Origin of the sequence: Roseovarius sp. MMSF_3350 (assembly GCF_030733425.1) — a bacterium.
Lineage (GTDB): Bacteria > Pseudomonadota > Alphaproteobacteria > Rhodobacterales > Rhodobacteraceae > Roseovarius.
In genome coordinates this window covers 151,631-168,052 of the sequence record NZ_JASHIZ010000005.1, presented here as the reverse complement: position 1 = coordinate 168,052, position 16,422 = coordinate 151,631, and the positions used below count along the sequence as shown (strand labels likewise).

Genomic DNA, 16,422 nt, shown 5'->3' with positions numbered 1-16,422 from the left:
ACTACCTCTCCACCTTCCCCCTCAACGCCTTCACCTCCGCCCGCTTCTTCTTGGCCTCGACGCGCTTGCGCTTCTGGTTCTTCGACACTTTCGTCGGGATCCGCCGCTTCGGCTTTTCACAGGCCTTGCCGATCAACTCCGCCAGCCGCTCCCGCGCGATCTCGCGGTTGCGGGCCTGCGACCTTTCCTCGGACACCTGCAACACCACCGCGCCGTCCTTCGTCCAGCGCCGCCCGGCCAGCCGCCGCAGCCGCCGCTTCACCGGGTCGGGCAGGTTGGGCGAGCGCTCGGCCTCGAACCGCAGCTCGACGGCCGAGGACACCTTGTTCACGTTCTGCCCGCCGGGGCCGGACGCGCGGGTGAACTGTTCGGTCAGCTCCCAATCCTCGATGGTGATCTGTTCGTTGATCTTCATGATGACCTGTCAAATAGCACCGACGCGATGCCACTCAAATACCGACGCGATACCGACGCGCCCTTTTCATATCAAAAGGGCCGCTCCAACCTCGTGGAACGGCCCTTCTAAAGATTTCGGAGGCGGGGCGGTTAGGCCATGCCAATCCGGGTGTTCACGCGCCCAAGGGCTGCCTCAGACACGAACCTCCCTGACTGTTCCGACACCTCTCTCCAATCCCTTTATAGACACTGGATCACCTCCTTTCAGCTGTTGAACTCAAGTACAGCCTGCCACAGTTTTCGCGTTTGTCAAAACAAAATCATGTGGTCCTGCCACCAAGCGACCCCACGATGATGCGAAACGGCACAAGTGCCAAAATTGCCAGCACCAACTTCACCAGCCAATCCGCCACCGCCAGCGACACCCACAGTGGGACCACAGGCCCCATGCCCAACAGCGGAAGCGCCTCTCCGGCCCACCCCACATCGTTGCCCGGCTCCAGGAATGTCAGGCTGGCCGAAAACGCGATGGTAAAGAACAGCGCCGTGTCCACGCTGCCCCCGATCAGCGACGACACCACCGGCGCCCGCCACCAGGCCCCCGCCCTGAACCGGTCGAACACCGCAATATCCAGAAGCTGCGCGGTCAGAAACGCCACGGCCGAGCCGAGCGCGATCCGCAATGTGACCAGCGGCCCGAACTCCCCCGAAATCTGCGTCCCGATGAAGGAACAGATCAGCCCCACCACGAACCCCGCCAGCACCACCCGCCGTGCCGCCGCGCGGCCATAGATGCGGTTCATCACGTCCGTCACCAGGAACGCCAGCGGGTAAGTGAATGCCCCCCATGTCAGCCATTGGCCGAACAGGAACTGCACCAGGATGTTCGACGCGACGACAATCGCCGCCATCGCCAGAACACCGGGAAGGATCTTGGATGTCATGCGCACAGGCCCCCGATACGCGTCTATATCAGGGGCCTGCGCCTAGTCACTTTGCGGCAGAACCGCAAGACCTCACTCCGATTGCAGCACGCCCAGGCACTGCGCCGGCAGATCCGCCATGGTCAGTTCGCGCCGCGGCTTGGGCGGCGGCGCGTCGGGGTCGGGCGGCGGCGGGTTCAGGATATTTCTCTGCCATTGGCGCGCATCGGCGCAGCCATCGCCCGCCGGCGGTGCGGCCTGGTCGACGCATCCTCTCGCCCCGCGCGGGCATTTCAGCCGCACGTGGAAATGATAGTGGTGGCCGTACCATGGCCGGATCTTGCGCAGCCAGCTGCGGTCGCCGGTCTCTTCCTCGCACATCCGCACCTTGGCCCCCGGAAAGACAAAGATCCGCGCCACCCGCGGATCCTGCGCGGCGGCCTTCATGATCTCGTGATGGGTACGGTTGTAATTGTTGTTCGTGTAGGCCCCGTTCGCCCGCCGCAGTGAAATCGACGAAAGGCTTTCCCGCTGCGCCCGGCTGAGGTTCAGGTTGTTCGCCGGCCGCAGCCAGATATCTGCATCAAGCCCCACCTGGTGGCTGGCATGGCCGGTCAGCATCGGCCCGCCCCGAGGCTGGCTGATATCGCCCACGTATAGCCCGTTCCAGCCCGGCTGGGTCGCGGCAAATCGCGACAGCTTCTGAATGAAGTCGATCACCTCGGGATGGCCCCAGTTGCGGTTCCGGCTCAGCCGCATCGCCTGCCAGGTGGGTCCCGTTTCCGGCAGTTGCACACCACCGGCCATACATCCCTTGGAATAGCCGCCATAGGGCGCCGCCGCCTGTTGCGAGCCGCTCCGCTTGGCGCCGAACAACTGCTTTGCCTGTACCCCCCGCATTTCCGCCGGAATGTTCTGCGTCGACAGAACCGCGGGCTGCGCGTCCTCCGCCTCCTGCGTGGACCCGCCACACCCTGCCAGCACCAGCGCCAGCAGGACCGGCTTTACGATACGGACCATGTTTCACTATCCCCTTTTGCCTGAACCCAGCGTAGCAATATCAACCCCACGAGGAAAAGCAGAATGAGCGGCGTGACCCCGATCCGCGCGCTTCCGCTGATATAGGTGACAAGGCCGATCAGCGCGGGTGCGACAAAGGCCGTCGCCCGCCCCGACAAACCGTAAAGGCCGAAGCTTTCGGTCGGCACCGCCGGGTCCGTGTGTCGCACCATCAACGACCGGCTCGCCGCTTGCAGCGTGCCGCCCAGACCGCCGATCAGGATGCCGCAGCCGAAGAATACCATGTCGGGCAGGGCCGAGCCGTCTTCCAGCGGGATGCCGAAAATCATCGTGCGGTCCATGCTGACGATCGTGACGCACACTCCGATCAGGATCCACACCGCGCCCACGATGACCGGCTTTGGGCCGTACCGCCGGTCCAGCCGGCCGCCGACCCAGCTGAACGCCGCCGCGGCGATGACGCTGACGATGCCGAAGATCCCCACTTTCACGATCGACCAGTTCAGCACCAGCGTCGCATAGGTGCCGCCAAAGCTGTAGAGCCCGTTCAGCGCGTCGCGATAGAACATCGACGATCCCAGGTAAGCCAGCAGGCTGCGGCGATTGGGCAGGTTCGCCAGCGACTTTCTCAGCAAAGCCATCGCGCCCACGAATCCCGCTCCCTTGGGCGCGGTGTCGGCATCACGCACCCACAGGAAGTAGGGGATCATGAAGATCACGTACCACACGGCGGTCAGCGGCCCGACGACGCGTTTGTCCTCGTCCTTGCCCGCATCCAGCCCCAGCGCGGGTTCCAGCCCGACGATCGTGCGGCCCCCGTCCATTGTCTGAAAGAACACCAGCATGATCGCCAAGGAGACCAGCCCGCCGAGGTAGCCAAAGGCAAAGCCGCTGCCAGAGGTCGACCCCACATCCTCTGCCGTTGCTACGGACGGCAGCTGCGAATTGACGAAGATCAGCGCGTATTCCGCACCGACGAACCCGATTCCGAACATCACCAGCATTGCGATCATGTTGGATCCGTCGGGAGTGGTCCACCACAGGCCCGCGGCGCCCACCGCGTAAAGCACCGAAAAGAACAGCATCCAAGGAATGCGCCGCCCGGCCGAATCCGCCATCGCCCCGATCACCGGCGCGCCGAAGGCGATCACCAGCCCCGACAACGCCAGGCACCACGACCAGAGGGTCTGCGCCCGCGCGTCCGCCGATTCTTCCGCCAGCCCCGTGCCAAGGAAATAGTTGGAGGCTACCGCGGCAAAGAACGGCCCGAAGACGAAGGTCACCAAGAGGGTGTGATAGGGCTGGCTGGCCCAATCGAAAAAGAACCAGCCCCAGATCCGCTTGCGTTCCGAAACCTCTGCCATCTCGCCCCCTCGTTTGGGGCCGATCAAACGCGCTTCGCGGGGCGGTGGCAAGCCCTTCCTGCCGCTATCCGCGTCAGTCCTGCATCGGTGGCCAGGGCCGCTTGGCATCCGCCTCGATCCACGCGGCCACCCATTCGGGCGCCTCGGGGCGGCTGACCTGGCCACCCAATGCCGTCATCACATCATCGGGCGGGACGATCCCTTCCTTGCCGGTCACGGCCGAGCGATAGACGATATGGTTGGCGCATTCGCCGTTCTTTTTCCACATCGACTGTTCAAGATAGACGAAGCGGTCGTCCCACCAGACCGCGCGCGACCGCATCTCGACCGTCTCGAACACCCGGATGCGGCGACGATACCGCACGCTCGCCCCGGCCATGGTCAGCCCCCAGCGGTTCTTCTTCAGCACATCGACCAGACCGACCCGCCGGGCCAGCGGAATGCGCCCCAGGTCATAGAATGTCAGCGTGCGTCCGTTGTTCAGCTCCATCCACAAGTCGATATCCCACGGCAGGCACACATGCCGCGACACATGCGTGCCGGTCGGCGCCAGGGGCGGCGAGTTGCGGTGCTTGTAAAGCTGCCAGAACATGCGGATGACGGGGTACATCGGGCGCTCCTTTTGCGGGTGGTCTTTACGCAACTCACCTCCACGTCAACCACAACCTCGCGTAAAGCTTGCGGAATCCCGCCATGACGCTTACCTATTCCGCGCAGCAAGAAAGAGGTTTTCCAGATGCAGGCAATCGCAGGTCCCATCGGGCTCATTCTGGACGTGGTGTTCTTCATCATGATCATCCACATCATCATGAGCTGGCTGATCAATTTCCAGGTCCTGAACCTGAACCAGCAGTTCGTCGGCCAGATCTGGTACGGCCTGAACCGCCTGCTGGAGCCGATCTATCAGCCCATTCGCCGCATACTGCCGGACACACGGCCGCTGGACCTCGCGCCGCTGGTGGCTTTCGTTGCCCTCATCTCGCTGCGCGACTTCATCCTGCCGGAACTGCTCTGCAACGGGCGCCCGCTGGGCTACTGCGGATAAGCCGGCCCAGCGAACCCTTCGAGTTGTGGAAGATGTCGGGGGCCTGCGCCTTCGATCCCGCCTGAAATGACTTTCACTGCTCGAGATCCACGCCCCCTTCTTCGGTGCGTTTCGCGATGAATGCGTCGATGGCTTCCAGCCGGTCCGACGGCATGGCCGGGTTTTCGTGGGCGGCGAGCGTCTTGAAAAAAATGCGGTTGGCGCGTTCGGTCGTCTCCACCGCGCCCCTGTCGCGAAAATTCTCGTAATTGGACCAGTCGGACAGCAATGGCGAATAGAAGGCCGTCTCGAACCGGTCCAGCGTATGCTGCGTACCGAAGAAATGACCGCCGTGACGGACGTCCGCGATGGCGTCGTAGGCGAGCGCCGCCTCGTTGACCTCGACCGGTTTGAAAAGCTCGGCGAACATTTGAAGCACCTCTACGTCGATGATGAACTTCTCGGCCGAGATGGTCAGCCCGCCCTCCAGCCAGCCCGCGCCGTGCAGGATCAGGTTGGCCCCGCCCATCAATGCCCCCCAGAGCGACATCTGCGATTCGTAGGTGGCTTGCGCATCCGGCGCGTTAGAGGCGGTGGGCGCGGACGAGCGAAGGGGTAGGTTGTAACGCCGCGCGAGTTGGCCCGAGGCGAAGGCGGCCTTGACGTACTCCGGCGTGCCGAAGGCGGGGGCGCCACTGCGCATGTCGACGTTGGAGGTGAAGCTGCCGTAGCAGACAGGCGCGCCGGGGCGGACGATCTGGGAGAGGCAGAGGCCCGCGAGCGCTTCTGCGTTCTGCATGACCAGCGCGCCGGGGATCGTCACCGGGGCCATGGCGCCGGCCAGCGTGAAGGGCGTGAGGATCATCATCTGGCCCGCGTGGGCCGAGTCGATGATGCCGCGACACATCAGGGCGTCCAGTTGCAGAGGCGAGTTGGAGTTGGCGACGGAATAGCTGACCGTCGTGCTGCGAAACTGATCGGGGCTGAGGCCGTGGGCGAGGCGCAGGATCTCGTAGCTGTCGGCGATGGCCTGGCGTCCGCGGAAATAGACGAAGGGGATTTTTTCGGTCAGCGCGGCGATGGAGCGGGTCATATGCAGATGTCGCAAGCCGAGGGCGATGTCCTGCGGCTCGACCACCGGGCCGATGAAATGGATCACGTCGAAGGCCTGAGCGACCTTGCAGAAATTATCAAAGTCCACTTGCGTGCCGGGGCGGCGGCCGCCTTTCAGGTCGGAACAGTTGGGCGACCCGGCGGAGGTGGTAATTCCCACGTTCGGACCGCCGAGGGTTTGCGTGCGGGTGGGGTTGCGGCTGTGCAAGGTGATCTCGCCCGGCGCGTGGGCGATGAGCGCCATCAGCGTGTCGGGGTCGAAGCGAATGATGTTGTCGTCCACCTCGGTCATGCCGGCGGAACGGTAGAGCGCGCGGGCCTCGTCGTTGAGAACCTTGATGCCGATGTCGCGCAGGACCCGCAGCGAGGTTTCGTGGATCGCCTCGATCTCGTCAGTACTGAATTGTTCGATGGGCGGGTAGGGGCGTTTCCATTGACGCCAAGCGGCGTCGAAGCTCTGTTCCGCCGCAGAGGCGCATCTGGCGGCACGGCCGCGGCGGCCGCCGGAGCGTTGCGTTTTCATGACGGGGTCGCCCCGCGAATCAGCATGTCGCGATAGGCGTCCGCCGTGGCGGGATGGATGTCGCGCCCGGTAAAGCACCTGAAATACGCTTCGAGATAGCTCATCCGCTGAGCCTCGGTTTCCTCGGAGGCGATATCGAGCGCGTAATAGGTGATCTGGGTGAAGCAGATGACCCGTGCGCGGATGAATGCCTCGGGCTGGGGATAGCCGAAGCGTTCAAACATGGCAGCGACGGCGTCGATCCGGGCGTCATCCTCGGTTTTCAGGCGGATGCGCAGGGCGTCGTCGTAACGCGCCCAATTGCGGATCGCCTGGTCGAGCTTGGGGTCGAAACGGCTGTGATCGGTCCAGACGGCGAATAGGGCAAGGATGCCGTTATCAAGGCTGTCGGCCTTCGAGACTGCGTCGACGATGACGCCGGTATTGCGGGAGCGCCACCGATGAACAAGCGCGTCGAGCAGCGATTCGCGGGACTCGAAGTGCCAGTAGAAGCTGCCGCGTGTAACGCCGAGGGAGCGGGAGAGAACTGTGATCTGAACCGCGTCGATGCCGCTGTCGATCAGCAGGCGAAGGGCCGCGCTGATCCAATCGTCGCGCGTGAGGCGGATTTGTCGGTCCTCTGTCTGGGTGGCGGGCATTGGCGTCTCCGTACAGGGCTGCATGGATAGATACAGGGTTGTATTGTTGTCGTCAATCGCCGGCGAGACTCCAACGGGATTCGCGCGGCGTAAGTCGTGGCAGGGACAAGGAATGCGGCGCCGAACGACGTAATCAGAGTGGGAAGAAAAAGCTTATGGCCAACGTCGCGGTCAGGCCGACGATGATGTTCATCGGCACGCCGACCTTAAGGAAATCGGTGAAGCGGTAGTTCCCGGCGCCGTAGACAAGCGTGTTGGTCTGATAGCCGATGGGCGTGGCGAAGCTGGCGCTGGCGGAGAACATGACGGCGACGACAAAGGCGCGGGGGTCGACGCCCAATTGGCTGGCCAGCGCCACGACGATGGGGGTGAAGATGACGGCTACGGCGTTGTTGGTCACCACTTCGGTCAGGATCGAGCCGACGGTGTAGATCGCCAGCAGGGTGAGAAAAGGTGGCAGGCCCTCCAGCCACGGGGTGAGCGCGGCGACGAGCAGTTCCACTGCGCCGGTATGTTCCAGCCCGGCGCCGACGATCAGCATGGCGAAGATCAGTACAAGGATCGAGCCGTCGATGGACGACCATGCCTCATCGCTGTCGATGCAGCGCAGTACGAGGATGGCGGCGACGCCGATAAGGGCGAGGATGCCGATGGGCATGACGTCAAAAGCGGCAAGGCCGACGATACCGAGAAGCGTCAGGATCGCAACTGGCGCCTGTTTGCGTCGGAACGCGCGGCCGCCCGGTTCGCTGACCGAGACCACATCGCCTGACTTGCGCAATTCCTCGAAGCCTTCGGCGCTGCCTTCGAGCAGCAGCTTGTCGGCGGGGCGCAGGCGCACGCCCGAAAGGTCGGCTCCGGCAATGTGGCCGGCACGGAACGCACCAAGCACGCGCATGCCGGCCCGGCGTCCGAGTGCGAGGTCGGCGATGCGAACGCCGGTGCTGCGGCGCGACGGGGTGACGATGGCCTCGGCCACGCGGACCTCGGCCTCGGGGTCAAGCTCGACCGTGCGGCGCAGGCCGACGCGCAGGCCGGGCGTTTCGGAAAAGGTCAGGATCTCGGAGGTGGGGGCGAGCAGGATGACGGCATCGCCCCTTGCGATGACCTGATCGGCCAGGTCCCTGCGCACGATCTGGCTGCCTCGGCGCAGGCCGGTAACGCGGATGCTGTTGCGTTGGAAATCGGCTATCTCGGACAGGGGCACCCCGATCATGGGGGAGTCGCCCAGCACCGTGATCTCGGATAGGAATGCGGTTTCGGACGACTCGGCCTCGCCCTTGTGCGAACTGCGGTCAGGAAGCAGGAAACGCCCGAGCAGCATCATCGCGGCCCCCCCGACGACGGCGACGGTGATGCCTACGGGGGCAATTTCGAAAATCGAGAACGCGTCCAGCCCGGCCTCGCGCGCGACACCGTCGACCAGAAGGTTGGTGGAGGTGCCGATGAGGGTACAGGTCCCGCCCAGCACGGCGGCATAGGAGAGCGGGATGAGCAATCGGGTCGCGGCGATGTTCAGGCTGGCGGCGAGGCGCATGACCACGGGGATCAGGACCAGCACGACGGGCGTGTTGTTGATGAAGGCCGAGGCGGCGATGGTGGCGAAGATGAAGATGCCGATCGCCAGGAGCGGCCGGTCCTTGGCGCGGCCTATGACCAGCCCGGCGATGGCGTCCAGAACGCCGGTGCGGACCAATGCGCCCGACACCACGAACATGGCGGCGATGGTGATGGGGGCGGAGCTGGAAAAGACATCCATCACCTCGTCCGTGGGCACCAGTCCGAGGATGATGAAGAGCGCGGCGGCGCCGGCGGCGGTCACTTCTGGCGGGTATTTTTCAAGCGTGAAGGCGACGAAGAGAAGAGCGAGGAGAACCAGCGCGATGACAGGGGCGTTGGCCCCGATGATGTCGTACATGTCCACAACCCGGAACGAGATACCCTGCGGCGGAGAATAGGCGTATTGAGTGCAATGACCAGAGCGATCTGCGCCGGCAGCGGTGGGGTGCCGAAACGGCGTTGCGGCAGGCGGGCGCTTTCACCGGGCCCGCCGATTTCGGAGTTCCGAGAATCTGGCCTCAGCGAGCCTTCAGCGCGTCGCGGATCTCCACGAGCAGGTCGATCTCGTTCGGGCCGGGGGCCGCTTCGGGCTCCTTCTCTTTTTGCTTGAAGGCGGCGTCCTTCACCTTGTTCACGTAGCGCACCAGCATGAACACGACGAATGCGATGATCAGGAAGTTGATCACGGCCATGACGAAAGCGCCCCAGGCGAAGACGGCCGCACCGGCCTCGCGCGCGGCGTCGAGCGAGGCGCCCTCGGCCACGTCGCCGGACAGGACGATATAGTTGTTGGTGAAATCGAGCCCGCCGGTGAAGAGACCGATGATCGGGTTGATCAGGTCGGCCACCATGGACGAGACGATGGCGGTGAACGCCGCGCCTATGATGATGCCGACGGCCATGTCCATGACATTGCCGCGGGCAATGAAGTCTTTGAATTCGCTGAGCATTGTTGTGTCCTCTTTCCGTGGCGAGGCTTTTGCCGCCTCTGCCGGAGCTTCCATTAGCACAAGTTAGGGAACGAATGTGACGATTTGTTCGGGGAAAGGTGCCGGGTGTGTCCCCGAGATTGACTTTTGCCGGCCTCTCGCGGACGTTCCATCCGGGTGCAGGCAAGGGAGAACGATGACAGACCGGCAGAAGGGCACGATCGTGGGGATCGACGTAGGCGGGACGTTCACCGATCTCGTGCAGCTTGATCCGGCCAGCGGCAAGGTGAAGTTGGCCAAGGTGCCGACCACGGTCGCGAACCAGGCCTTCGGCGTGATGGATGCGCTGACGGCGGCCGAGGCGGAGCTGGAGGCGATCGACCTGATCGTGCATGGCACCACCACGACGACGAACGCGGTGCTGGAACGCAAGCTGAGCCGAACCGGGCTGATCACGACGCAAGGTTTCCGCGACGTGCTGGAGCTGGGGCGGCGGACACGGCCGCAAGCATATGGCATGACGGGGCAGTTCACCCCGATCATCCCGCGCGACCTGCGGATCGAAGTGCCGGAGCGGATGGATGCCGCAGGTGAAGTCGTGGTGCCGCTGGACGAGGACGCGGTGCGGATGGCGGCGGAGCGGTTGCTGGCCGAGGGATGTGAAGCGGTGGTGGTGCATTTCCTGCACGCCTATGCCAACCCCGGGCATGAACTGCGCGCCGGGGAGATCATCGCTGAGGTCTGGCCCAACGGGCATATCACCCTGGGCCATGCGATCCTGCAGGAAAGCCGGGAATACGAGCGGGGTGTGACGGCGGCGGTGAATGCCAGTGTGCAACCGATCCTGGACCGCTACCTGAAGCGGCTGACAGACAGCCTGTCGGAGGGCGGATACGACCGCGACGTTCTGGTGATGAACGGCAATGGCGGCATGGTCTCGGCCCGGCTGGTGGCGCGCGAGGCGGCGAAGACGGTGATGTCGGGCCCGGCCTCGGGCGTGATGGCGGCGGCCTATACCGGGCGGCAGGCCGGGGTGGTGAACCTGATCACCTATGACATGGGCGGCACCTCGACCGACGTGGCGCTGATCCGGGGGGGCGAGCCGCCGGTGTCGCACGAGATCGAGATCGAGTACGCCATGCCCATTCACGTGCCGATGGTGGACGTGCGCACGGTGGGGGCCGGGGGCGGGTCCATCGCGAAGGTCAACGCGGCGGGCCTCTTGGATGTGGGGCCGGAAAGTGCCGGGGCCGATCCGGGCCCGATCTGTTACGGACGCGGCGAGACGCGGCCAACGATCTCGGACGCCAACCTGATCCTGGGACGGCTGGATGCGGCCAAGCTGGTCAAAAGCGGCGCGGTTTCGGCAAGCGACGTGGCGCAGGCTTTTGCCCGGGACTTGGCCGAGCCGCTGGGTCTGGACGTGACCGAGGCTGCGCTGGCGGTGATCCGCATGGCGAACACCAAGATGGCGGGGGCCATTCGCATGGTGTCGCTGTCGCTGGGGGCCGATCCGCGGGATTTCGCGCTGTTCGCCTTTGGTGGGGCGGGGCCGCTTCATGCTTGTGCTCTGGCGCGGGAACTGGGTGTGCCGCGCGTGCTGGTGCCGGCGCGGCCGGGGATCACCAACGCGCTGGGCTGCGTGGTGGCCGACCTGCGACATGATTTCGTGCAGACGGTGAACAGGCCTGTCCACGCGCTGGAGGCGGGCGAACTGGCGGCGGTATTCGCCGGGCAGGCGGCGGCGGGCAAGGCGATGCTGGACCGCGAGCGCGTGGCGATGACCGGGGTGCGGCATGTCTATAGCGTGGACATGCAGTTTGCCGGGCAGACCCACCTGCTGCGCGTTCCGCTGGAGCGGCCGGACGTGACGCCGGAGGAGCTGCAGGCGCTGTTCGAGGATGTCTACTTCGCGCGCTTCAAGGTGCGGCTGCCCGAGATTCGCGCGCATGTGGTGAACGCCAATTGCTCGGTCATCGGAGAGCGGGCGCCGCTGGATTTGTCGGTACTTGTCGACCCGGCGGGGCGGAAGGCGACACTGCAGGAGGCCCGGCAGGGATCGCGGCGGGTGCGGTTCGAGGACGACTGGTACGAGACGCCGATCTATTGGCGCGACCACCTGCCGCCGGAGTTTCGTCTCGAAGGGCCGGGGCTCGTGGCGCAGATGGACACGACCGTGCTGATAGAGCCGGGCTGCGTGGCGACGGGAGACGCGCATGGCAATATCCTGATCGCCGTGGTAGAGGCGCCATGACGATGGATCCGATCACGCTGTCGGTCATCCAGGCCGGGTTGCAGCAGGTCTGCGACGAGATGGACCTGGCGTTTTCAAGGGCGGCGTTTTCGCCGGTGATTGCCGAGGCGAATGACCGTTCGGACGGGATATACGCCGCTGCCGACGGGGCGTTGATCGCGCAGGGCGCGGGTGGCCTGCCGGTGTTCGTGGGCACCATGCAATATTCCACGGCGACGTTGATCGAGATGATTGGGGACGGCCGCGTGGGCGCGCCGGAGCCGGGGGATATCTATATCGTCAACGATCCCTATCTGGGTGGCACGCACCTGATGGACGTGCGGTTTGCGCGGCCCTTCTATCGCGGCGATCGCCTGTTCTGCTGGCTATCGAATACCGGGCATTGGCCCGACACCGGGGGTGCGGTGCCCGGAGGCTTTTCCGCCAGTGCCACGGCGGTGGAACAGGAGGGGCTGCGCCTGCCGCCGGTCAAGCTGTTCAAGCGGGGGAAGATGGATGCGGAGATCTACAGCATCATCTGCTCCAATATCCGCGTGGCCGATCAGCGGATCGGCGATGTGCGGGCGCAGGCCGCGGCTTTGGACCTTGGGGCCGAGCGGCTGGACGCACTGATGGACCGTTATGGCGACGAGGTGGTCGAGGCGGCGATTGACGCGCTGCGGGACCGCGCTGCGCAGCAGATGCGGCGGTTCATCCAGGAGATTCCGGCCGGAGCTTACGACTCCGTCGCGTGGATCGACAGCGACGGCGTGGTCGATGAGCCTTTGGCGATAAGGCTGACGGTCACGCGGGAGGCCGAGGGGTTGGTGTTCGATTTCACCGGGTCGGCGCCGCCATGCCTTGGGCCGATGAATTCGGTCCGGGCGACGACGCTGAGCTCGGTCTACCTTGCGATGCGGCATATCTTTCCCGACGTGCCGATCAGCGCGGGAGCGTTCGAGCCGCTGGAGGTGACGGGCATCGAAGGCACGTTCCTGGATGCGCAGTATCCGCGCCCGGTGTCGGGCTGCGCCGCAGAAGTGAGCCAGCGGATCGCGGAGGCGGTATTCGCCGCGCTGGTTCAGGCGCTGCCCGAGCGGGTGACGGCGGCGCCGGCGGGGACCAGCGGTAACTTCGCGCTGGGCGGACATGACCCGGCAAAGGGGCGGGATTTCGTGATGTACCAGCTGTCGGGCGGCGGTTATGGCGGGTGGGCCGAGGGGGACGGGATCACCAACGGCTGTTCCACAATCGGCATTTCCAAGGCGCCGCCGGTGGAGATCATGGAGCAGGCCTTTCCGGTGCTCTACCACCGCTACGCGCTGCGCGAGGGGTCGGGCGGGGCCGGGCGGATGCGCGGCGGGTTCGGCCTCGATTACGAGGTGGAGTTACGGCGCGGGCAGGCCAAGGCGAGCTTTGTGATGGATCACGGTCGGTTCGGACCGCAGGGCGCGATGGGCGGCGGCGACGGCGCGCCCAACGAGGTGACGGTGTGGCAGGCGGGCGTGCCCTATACGCCCGCGCACTTGTCGAAGGAGCAGGACATTCCGCTTGGCCCCGGCGACCGGGTTCGGGTGAAAACGCCGGGCGGCGGCGGGTATGGCGATCCGATGCAGCGTGACACGCAGCTTGTGGTCGAAGATGTGCGGCTGGGCCGGTACTCGGTTGAAGAAGCTGAGCGGCTGTTCGGCGTGGTGATCGAGGATGGCGTGGTGGATACGATGGCGACGACGCAGAACCGTCTGGGGTGACAGGAAAGGCCGCGCGCCGCGGAAATGAGATGCTACCGCGGTAGCGGGTTCAGGGCCTTGTTATAGGGCTTCCAGTCGGTGATCTCCGGATAATATTTCTCGCGCCAGCGGCGGACGCGCGGGTTCATCACCCGACGCCAGAGCGGCGGGATCATCGCGGCCACGGTCATCACAGGGTAGCCAAAGGGCAATTGCGGCGCCTCGTCCTCGGAGTAATTCTGCAACAGCGGAAAGCGGCGGTTGGGCTTGTAGTGGTGATCCGAATGGCGTTGCAGGTTGATCAGCAGCCAATTCGACGCCTTCTGCGCGGCGTTCCAGCTGTGCTGGGGTTTGACGTGCTCGTACTTGCCGTCGCCCAGGTGCTTGCGGGTGAGGCCGTAATGTTCGACGTAATTCACCAATTCCAGTTGCCAGATCGCGATGAATGCCTGCCAGACAAAGAGCGCGAGACCAATCCAGCCGCCGATCAGCGCGGCGAGAAGCAGCATGAAGCCTTGCAGCGCCCAATACTTCCAGAACGGGTTCTTGAGGGCCCACCACGGTTTGCCCTTGCGGGCCAGCATGGCCTTTTCGGCCTCCCACGACGAGACCAGGCTTTCGCGCAGGACGCGCGGGAAGAAGCGGTGGAAGCCTTCGTTATAGCGGGCCGTCACCGGATCGCGCGGGGTGCCGACATGGCGATGGTGGACTTGCAGGTGTTCTGACCGGAAATGCGAATAGAGCACCATCGACAGGAGCGTATCGCCGAGGAAGCGCTCGCCCTTGCCCTTCTGGTGCATGAGTTCGTGCGAGAAATTTATACCAACCGTGCCGGAAATCACGCCCATGCCGAAGAACAACACGATGGTTTCCAGAGCATTCAGATGTGCGTCGCTGGGGCCGGTCGCGTACCAGATCATCCAGTAGAGCAGGCAGAACTGCACCGGCGGCCAGAGCACGGTCACGAGGGTGTACATGCGAATGTGCCGCTCGCGCGTTTCGGGGTTCAGGTTGTCCAGCTCCAGCCCCATAACGGCATCGAGCGCAGCGAAGAAGTACCAGGTAAAGAGCGGCAGCAGAATGACGGTCCAGCCGCCCTGGGTGGCGCTTATGATCGCCAGCGGCACGAGCGAGAAGGCGGCCCAGAAGGGCAACGCGCGCTTCAGCGTCTCGACCTTCTCGGCGGGAAGATACTTGGGCGTGGTGGTCTGCATGGCCTTCGCCTTTTTGCCCCCCGATTATAAAGCGGCGCGCGGGCGGGCGATTGCGCAAATCGCCTCAGCGCGGGTTCTGGCCGCAGTTTTGCAGGGGTTCGCGGGCCAAGTCAAAAACCTTGCGCATGACGGTGGGTAACTCGCCGGGCTTGAACGCATGGGCGGGGACAAATTGGGTTGAGTCGGAGGGATTGCCCGCCCCCGGGCCAAGGCAGGCCCAGGCGATTTTCAGGCGCAGGTGGAAATGGGTGAAGGTGTGGCGCGCTTCGGCGCCGAGCATCTGCCAGTCGGCGTCGAGCGGCGGGGCGGGGGTGGGCGCGTCGGACCAGTCGCTGCCGGGCCAGCCTAGCATTCCGCCCAGAAGGCCGCTGTCGGGGCGGCGTTCCAGCAGCCAGGCGCCATCGGCGCGGCGGGCGACATAGGCGATGCCGAGGCGGGTGGGCTTGGCCTTTTTCGGAGTCTTTTTCGGCAGGTCGGCCTGCGTGCCGTTCTTGCGGGCAATACAGGGCGTGCGCCACGGGCAGATGCCGCAGGCTGGCGAGCGGGGCGTGCAGATGGTGGCGCCAAGGTCCATCACCGCCTGGGCATAGTCGCCGGGGCGGGTATGCGGCGTGAGTGAGGCCGCGGCCGCTGTCAGTTCGGGCTTGGCGGCGGGCAGAGGGGTGTGAATGTCGTGCAGGCGGGCCATGACCCGCTCGACATTTCCGTCCACCACGACGGAGGGTTCATCAAAGGCGATGGCCGAGATAGCGGCGGCAGTATAAGGGCCGATGCCGGGCAGTTTCAGCAACTCGGCGGCGGTGCCGGGGAATTGCCCGTCATGCTCGGACGCCACGACGCGGGCGCATTTCAGCAGGTTGCGGGCGCGGGCGTAATAGCCGAGGCCTGCCCATTCGCCCATCACGTGCGCATCTTCTGCCGCGGCGAGGTCGGTCACGGTGGGCCACAGGGCGGTGAACCGCTCGAAATAGCTTTTGACCGCGGCGACGGTGGTCTGTTGCAGCATCACCTCCGACAGCCAGACGGCATAGGGATCGGGGCGCACGCCGGCCTTTTTCGCATCGGGAGGCACGCGCCACGGCATCTGGCGGGCGTGGCGGTCGTACCACTCCAGCAGCTTGGCGCTCATCTCGCTGTCACGCATCTGTTATACTGCCTTTGCCAGCTTTGCGTTTGTCGTTCATCCTCTTACCCCCTACATTAGGGCGAGGAAACGGGAGGTCAGCCATGCCCGCATATCGGGGCACGACGAAAGGCTTCAAGCGCAGCGGCGCCTTGTTGGGGGCGCAGATCCGGAAAGCCTCGGAAAGCCGGGGCTTTGCCGTGTCGCGCGTGGTGACCCACTGGCCCGAGATCGCGGGCGAAGAGATCGCCGCCATCTGCCGCCCGGTCAAGGTGAGCTATGCACGGCAAGGGTTCGGTGCGACGCTGGTCGTGCTGACCACGGGCGCACAGGCGCCGATGCTGGAGATGCAGAAGGAAACGCTGCGCGCGCGGGTGAACACCGCCTATGGCTATAACGCCATCGCGCGGGTGCAGATCACGCAGACCGCGCCCACCGGCTTTGCCGAGGGGCAGGCCAGTTTCGAGCACCGGCCGAAGGCGGTCGAAAAGCCCGCGCCCAGCGAGATGACTGTGGCCGCCGCCGCCAGGCTGGCGCAGCCGGTCGGCGACGACGGGCTGCGCGATGCGCTGGAAAAGCTGGGTCGGAACGTACTATCGAAAAGCAACACGCAGAAATCGTAAGGTGATGAG

At 65.0% G+C, this 16,422-nt stretch carries 15 protein-coding genes; 4 read left to right on the top strand and 11 right to left on the bottom strand.

Translation table 11 applies throughout. The features are described from left to right. Position 1 precedes the first annotated feature (1 nt). The 5 genes from arfB to RBB31_RS07205 all read right to left on the bottom strand — a co-directional run bounded on the left by arfB (position 2) and on the right by RBB31_RS07205 (position 4,313). Complete coding sequence (gene arfB, locus RBB31_RS07225; RefSeq protein ID WP_371931304.1) at positions 2 to 415, bottom strand: alternative ribosome rescue aminoacyl-tRNA hydrolase ArfB; 414 nt, start codon at positions 413 to 415, stop codon at positions 2 to 4. 301 nt (positions 416 to 716) lie between these two features. Then, complete coding sequence (locus RBB31_RS07220; protein WP_306128600.1) at positions 717 to 1,340, bottom strand: queuosine precursor transporter; 624 nt, start codon at positions 1,338 to 1,340, stop codon at positions 717 to 719. Positions 1,341 to 1,412: 72 nt separating this feature from the next. Next, a complete protein-coding gene (mepA, locus tag RBB31_RS07215) occupies positions 1,413 to 2,219 on the bottom strand; it encodes a penicillin-insensitive murein endopeptidase (RefSeq protein ID WP_371931306.1) in 807 nt (268 codons plus the stop codon). Positions 2,220 to 2,323: 104 nt separating this feature from the next. Beyond that, positions 2,324 to 3,703 carry an MFS transporter gene (locus RBB31_RS07210; protein ID WP_306128597.1) on the bottom strand — a complete coding sequence of 460 codons (1,380 nt, stop codon included), beginning with the start codon at positions 3,701 to 3,703 and terminating at the stop codon, positions 2,324 to 2,326. 73 nt (positions 3,704 to 3,776) lie between these two features. Next, positions 3,777 to 4,313: an acyl-CoA thioesterase gene (locus RBB31_RS07205; RefSeq protein ID WP_306128595.1), complete on the bottom strand. Its 537-nt coding sequence runs from the start codon at positions 4,311 to 4,313 to the stop codon at positions 3,777 to 3,779. Between the two features lie 126 nt (positions 4,314 to 4,439). Between RBB31_RS07205 and RBB31_RS07200 the strand changes: the two genes are divergently transcribed. Beyond that, positions 4,440 to 4,748: a YggT family protein gene (locus tag RBB31_RS07200; protein WP_306128594.1), complete on the top strand. Its 309-nt coding sequence runs from the start codon at positions 4,440 to 4,442 to the stop codon at positions 4,746 to 4,748. A gap of 73 nt (positions 4,749 to 4,821) precedes the next feature. Here RBB31_RS07200 and RBB31_RS07195 read toward each other — a convergent pair whose 3' ends face one another. The 4 genes from RBB31_RS07195 to mscL all read right to left on the bottom strand — a co-directional run bounded on the left by RBB31_RS07195 (position 4,822) and on the right by mscL (position 9,511). Beyond that, on the bottom strand, positions 4,822 to 6,363 hold the full coding sequence (locus RBB31_RS07195; protein ID WP_306128593.1) for a trimethylamine methyltransferase family protein: 1,542 nt from the start codon (positions 6,361 to 6,363) through the stop codon (positions 4,822 to 4,824). Next, positions 6,360 to 7,001: a TetR/AcrR family transcriptional regulator gene (locus tag RBB31_RS07190; RefSeq protein WP_306128592.1), complete on the bottom strand. Its 642-nt coding sequence runs from the start codon at positions 6,999 to 7,001 to the stop codon at positions 6,360 to 6,362. Before RBB31_RS07190 ends, RBB31_RS07195 begins: the two co-directional genes overlap by 4 nt. 133 nt (positions 7,002 to 7,134) lie before the next feature. Then, positions 7,135 to 8,919 (bottom strand): SLC13 family permease, encoded by a 1,785-nt coding sequence (locus RBB31_RS07185; protein WP_306128591.1) that lies wholly within the window; start codon positions 8,917 to 8,919, stop codon positions 7,135 to 7,137. A gap of 160 nt (positions 8,920 to 9,079) precedes the next feature. Next, positions 9,080 to 9,511, bottom strand: a complete 432-nt coding sequence (gene mscL, locus RBB31_RS07180) for a large conductance mechanosensitive channel protein MscL (RefSeq protein WP_306128590.1) — start codon at positions 9,509 to 9,511, stop codon at positions 9,080 to 9,082. Positions 9,512 to 9,686: 175 nt separating this feature from the next. Here mscL and RBB31_RS07175 point away from each other — a divergent pair, with 175 nt between their 5' ends. Then, complete coding sequence (locus RBB31_RS07175) at positions 9,687 to 11,744, top strand: hydantoinase/oxoprolinase family protein (protein WP_306128589.1); 2,058 nt, start codon at positions 9,687 to 9,689, stop codon at positions 11,742 to 11,744. Beyond that, the gene (locus RBB31_RS07170; protein ID WP_306128588.1) at positions 11,741 to 13,474 is read left to right on the top strand and encodes a hydantoinase B/oxoprolinase family protein; all 1,734 of its coding nucleotides are present in this window, start codon (positions 11,741 to 11,743) and stop codon (positions 13,472 to 13,474) included. Before RBB31_RS07175 ends, RBB31_RS07170 begins: the two co-directional genes overlap by 4 nt. A gap of 32 nt (positions 13,475 to 13,506) precedes the next feature. Here RBB31_RS07170 and RBB31_RS07165 read toward each other — a convergent pair whose 3' ends face one another. Further along, positions 13,507 to 14,667, bottom strand: a complete 1,161-nt coding sequence (locus tag RBB31_RS07165) for an alkane 1-monooxygenase (protein ID WP_306128587.1) — start codon at positions 14,665 to 14,667, stop codon at positions 13,507 to 13,509. A 64-nt stretch (positions 14,668 to 14,731) separates the two neighbouring features. Beyond that, complete coding sequence (gene mutY, locus RBB31_RS07160; protein WP_306128586.1) at positions 14,732 to 15,811, bottom strand: A/G-specific adenine glycosylase; 1,080 nt, start codon at positions 15,809 to 15,811, stop codon at positions 14,732 to 14,734. Between the two features lie 83 nt (positions 15,812 to 15,894). Here mutY and RBB31_RS07155 point away from each other — a divergent pair, with 83 nt between their 5' ends. Next, entirely contained in the window at positions 15,895 to 16,413 is a 519-nt protein-coding gene (locus tag RBB31_RS07155; RefSeq protein ID WP_306128584.1) for a DUF721 domain-containing protein, read from the top strand. Positions 16,414 to 16,422: the final 9 nt, after the last annotated feature.

Bases quoted from the DNA above. Each gene is read 5' to 3' on its own strand.
- RBB31_RS07165 (WP_306128587.1), bottom strand. From the start codon at position 14,667: ATGCAGACCACCACGCCCAAGTATCTTCCCGCCGAGAAGGTCGAGACG.
- RBB31_RS07220 (WP_306128600.1), bottom strand. From the start codon at position 1,340: ATGACATCCAAGATCCTTCCCGGTGTTCTGGCGATGGCGGCGATTGTC.
- mutY (WP_306128586.1), bottom strand. From the start codon at position 15,811: ATGCGTGACAGCGAGATGAGCGCCAAGCTGCTGGAGTGGTACGACCGC.
- mepA (WP_371931306.1), bottom strand. From the start codon at position 2,219: ATGCGGGGGGTACAGGCAAAGCAGTTGTTCGGCGCCAAGCGGAGCGGC.
- RBB31_RS07200 (WP_306128594.1), top strand. From the start codon at position 4,440: ATGCAGGCAATCGCAGGTCCCATCGGGCTCATTCTGGACGTGGTGTTC.
- mscL (WP_306128590.1), bottom strand. From the start codon at position 9,511: ATGCTCAGCGAATTCAAAGACTTCATTGCCCGCGGCAATGTCATGGAC.
- RBB31_RS07210 (WP_306128597.1), bottom strand. From the start codon at position 3,703: ATGGCAGAGGTTTCGGAACGCAAGCGGATCTGGGGCTGGTTCTTTTTC.
- RBB31_RS07205 (WP_306128595.1), bottom strand. From the start codon at position 4,313: ATGTACCCCGTCATCCGCATGTTCTGGCAGCTTTACAAGCACCGCAAC.
- RBB31_RS07170 (WP_306128588.1), top strand. From the start codon at position 11,741: ATGACGATGGATCCGATCACGCTGTCGGTCATCCAGGCCGGGTTGCAG.
- RBB31_RS07185 (WP_306128591.1), bottom strand. From the start codon at position 8,919: ATGTACGACATCATCGGGGCCAACGCCCCTGTCATCGCGCTGGTTCTC.
- RBB31_RS07195 (WP_306128593.1), bottom strand. From the start codon at position 6,363: ATGAAAACGCAACGCTCCGGCGGCCGCCGCGGCCGTGCCGCCAGATGC.
- RBB31_RS07175 (WP_306128589.1), top strand. From the start codon at position 9,687: ATGACAGACCGGCAGAAGGGCACGATCGTGGGGATCGACGTAGGCGGG.
- RBB31_RS07190 (WP_306128592.1), bottom strand. From the start codon at position 7,001: ATGCCCGCCACCCAGACAGAGGACCGACAAATCCGCCTCACGCGCGAC.
- arfB (WP_371931304.1), bottom strand. From the start codon at position 415: ATGAAGATCAACGAACAGATCACCATCGAGGATTGGGAGCTGACCGAA.
- RBB31_RS07155 (WP_306128584.1), top strand. From the start codon at position 15,895: ATGCCCGCATATCGGGGCACGACGAAAGGCTTCAAGCGCAGCGGCGCC.